This is a genomic window from Peribacillus sp. NPDC096447, assembly GCF_044762725.1.
Taxonomy (GTDB): domain Bacteria; phylum Bacillota; class Bacilli; order Bacillales; family DSM-1321; genus Peribacillus.
In genome coordinates this window covers 1-3342 of record NZ_JBIWEV010000025.1, presented here as the reverse complement: position 1 = coordinate 3342, position 3342 = coordinate 1, and the positions used below count along the sequence as shown (strand labels likewise).

Here is a 3342-nt window from a genome sequence, read left to right as displayed (position 1 = left end):
GTTCTACCCCAGCTACCGTTATCATATATCGATATAAAAATTGTTCAACCAGAAATATCTGGCTGACCTTATAATACGAAAGGGGCAGGATAGTTGAAGAGTGCTGTTTGATCTTTATTCAACAATTGTGCCAGATTGTTTAGTAACGCTTAGTAAGATAAATGGAGATTACGAAGAAATATAATTAAAATAAAGACGAAGTTTAGTGGAAGAATAATCAATATCTGATAGATCCCAAAAATTTGAATCACCAGAAATTGCTAAACCATTTGAAGACCCTTTAGATGTTGAAATCATTTTGAATTTTTTAACTGAATCAAGAGAAAATTTATTAAATATACTTCGTGCAATTGATGATAAGTCTATCCTATCTAAAAAAGTATCGAACCATCCTGCATTTGGTGAATTATCTTTAGAACAATGGATTGAATTACTGTACTTACACGAGCAAAGACATATTGAACAAATAAAAGATGTAAAATTGTCTAAATCCTTTGGATGATAGGTTATTAAGAGTTTTTTTATGGGTCCTATACTTCAAATCTGTGAAGGATAGGGTGCTTATCTATAATAAAGTATATAATCAATCTTCCGCAATCGGGCGCGATTCTTGAAGAAGTTTCGCTTTTCTTATAGAACTAACGGGTGCGTTAGCTGACGATCGGAGCTGTCTTTAAGGGCAGCTTTTTTGTATGGAACTATCGGGGCAGTTTAGTTCATTAAAGATTGTATTATAATAATTTAAGGAACTATGGTAAAGGAAGGTGCGTTATAGTGAATATAAGAGATTTTGCTGAGTTTACATTGGGTTATTTTTCATCAATTACTTTAACTGATATTGAGGAATTTGTTTTAAATGGGAGACCTACCCTTAATAATAAAATGGTTAAGGAATGGTTAGAAGAATTACAAGAAAACCGATATTTCTATTCTGATGATACGTTGGAATTGATTGAAAAACAATTTGTAAGTATTATCTATTGTTATTAATAAATAAAACATTAATAAAAATGGGGGATTTGTACTTAAACTATAGAGAGGTTGATTTGAACAATGGAGGTAGCTTTGGCTCCTCTTTTTCTTATTCCAAAGTAGTTTGTGAAGGATTGTACTTAAACTAACGGGTGCTTTACTTCATGGAGGACTAGGGGTACTGGTAAGTAAGTAAGTAAGTAAGTAAGTAAGTAAGTAAGTAAGTAAGTAAGTAAGTAAGTAAGTAAGTAAGTAAGTAAGTAAGTAAGTAAGTAAGTAGAGGAGGAAAAAACTCACTTTTTTAATTCTGTTGTTAAAATAAAAGGTAAATCACGAACAGAGAGATAGATAGCGATAGTCATTTAAATACTCCCATTTTATACAATTAGCCAAAATTTACAGCGTTAGCCTAGCATAGAACGCTATAATTATCTGAATAATTCGACATTATGTTATATTATTTTCTAATTTTTTATATTCTTTGTCCAATGTAAATTAAACGCCTTCATGTTAATATAAACCAAATATTAAAAAATGTAACAAATTAAACAACTATAAGGGGGGCATTTTATGGTAGACCAGGATAAAAGTCTTCAGCAGGGATTAAAGACACGTCATATGAGTATGATTGCTATTGCTGGGGTAATTGGTGCAGGGTTGTTTATTGGAAGTGGCGCTGTTATTAATGCTACTGGGCCGGGGGCGATTATTTCCTACTCTCTTGCCGGTTTAATTGTCATTTTTGTTATGAGAATGCTGGGAGAAATGGCTACTGTTAATCCAACTAGTGGATCCTTTTCCCAGTATGCCCATGATGCCATTGGAACATGGGCAGGGTTTACGATTGGCTGGCTTTATTGGTTTTTCTGGGTAGTCGTTATTGCCATTGAAGCAATAGCAGGCGCTGCAATCATGCAATATTGGTTTAGCGATATTCCTCTTTGGCTGACTAGCCTAATTCTCACTGTATTATTAACATTGACAAATGTTTTTTCAGTTAAATCATTTGGTGAATTTGAGTACTGGTTTTCCTTAATCAAAGTTGTCAGTATTATTTTATTCCTTCTAGTTGGTTTTTCCTTTATTTTCGGACTTGCACCAAGTACTGGGTCAGTGGGACTAGCCAATCTTACAGGAAATGGCGGATTTATGCCGAATGGCTTTGGATCTGTTCTACTAGGTATAGTAATTGTCATATTTTCCTTTATGGGTACGGAAATTGTAGCTATAGCTGCAGGAGAGTCTTCAAACCCGAGAGAATCTGTCACGAAGGCAACAAATTCTGTAGTTTGGAGAATTCTTGTCTTTTATATTGGTTCAATAACAGTAGTTGTTACTCTCCTACCATGGAATTCTGCTAGCATTTTAACCAGTCCGTTCGTTGCTGTTTTAGATCATATTGGAGTCCCTGCAGCAGCACAAATTATGAACTTTATCGTTTTAACTGCTGTTTTATCCTGCCTTAACTCTGGCCTTTACACCACTTCTAGAATGTTATACTCATTAGCTCAAAGAGGAGAAGCTCCGAAAAGGTTTATGAAATTAACTAAAAAAGGAGTACCGCGGAATGCTATTCTAGCTGGAACTTTCTTCTCTTATATAGCTGTAGTAATGAATTATTTTTCACCAGACACTGTCTTTTTATTTCTAGTAAACTCTTCCGGAGCCATTGCACTACTTGTGTATTTAGTTATTGCAGTCTCTCAATTGCGGATGCGCCGAAAAATGGAGCGAGAGAATCCCGAAGCTCTTAAACTTAAAATGTGGCTGTATCCTTACTTAACGTATCTTACTATTACCGGAATTTTGTTCATTCTAATATCAATGGCTTTTATCGAGTCTATGAGATCTCAGCTTCTTTTGACAGGATTAATTACAGCCATAATCATAGCATCTTATCTCATATTTAAGCCAAAAGTTGAAACTGAAGTGAGTGAAAAAAATGTTATTAGTGGTATAGAAAGGAATTTATAAATACATTTTCACACACTAGTGTTGCATAAATAATGTAATAAGTCAGTTTAGTTATCTTCCAATCAAGGAAAAACCTTAGAAATAGATTAGGTTTTTACTTTAGTTACAACCTTTGGAGAGTACATACTAGTGTGTCTAGAGAAAATAGTATACAGGAATGAATGGAATATTATTTGGACTGGCGTTAGTTATTTATTTGCTTATTTTCAATTTTTTATGTTTATTACAAATTAGTACGTAAGTTTATTTTATTAAATTAATGGGTGCTTTACTTCATTACCAGGAGCTGATCAGCAGCTCCTTTTCTTATGGAACTAAACCAGCTAATAGTTAGTCAACATTTTTCAATGAAAACTTAAAATATTTCATGCTATACTAAATTTGTGCATGCCAAAT

Annotated in this window: 3 protein-coding genes; all 3 read left to right on the top strand. The window is 33.5% G+C overall.

Features of this window, described 5'->3' with window-relative positions; translation table 11 throughout:
* Nucleotides 1–220: 220 nt before the first annotated feature.
* The 3 genes from ACIQZD_RS26125 (at nt 221) to gabP (ending at nt 2946) form a co-directional block, all read left to right on the top strand.
* Complete coding sequence (locus tag ACIQZD_RS26125) at nt 221–502, top strand: DinB family protein (RefSeq protein WP_402907801.1); 282 nt, start codon at nt 221–223, stop codon at nt 500–502.
* A 272-nt stretch (nt 503–774) separates the two neighbouring features.
* On the top strand, nt 775–990 hold the full coding sequence (locus tag ACIQZD_RS26120; protein WP_402907798.1) for a hypothetical protein: 216 nt from the start codon (nt 775–777) through the stop codon (nt 988–990).
* Nucleotides 991–1542: 552 nt separating this feature from the next.
* Complete coding sequence (gabP, locus tag ACIQZD_RS26115; protein ID WP_402907795.1) at nt 1543–2946, top strand: GABA permease; 1404 nt, start codon at nt 1543–1545, stop codon at nt 2944–2946.
* The last annotated feature ends 396 nt before the right edge of the window (nt 2947–3342 follow it).

Excerpts from the sequence above, each read along its gene's own strand:
- gabP (WP_402907795.1), top strand. The coding sequence starts at position 1,543 with ATGGTAGACCAGGATAAAAGTCTTCAGCAGGGATTAAAGACACGTCAT.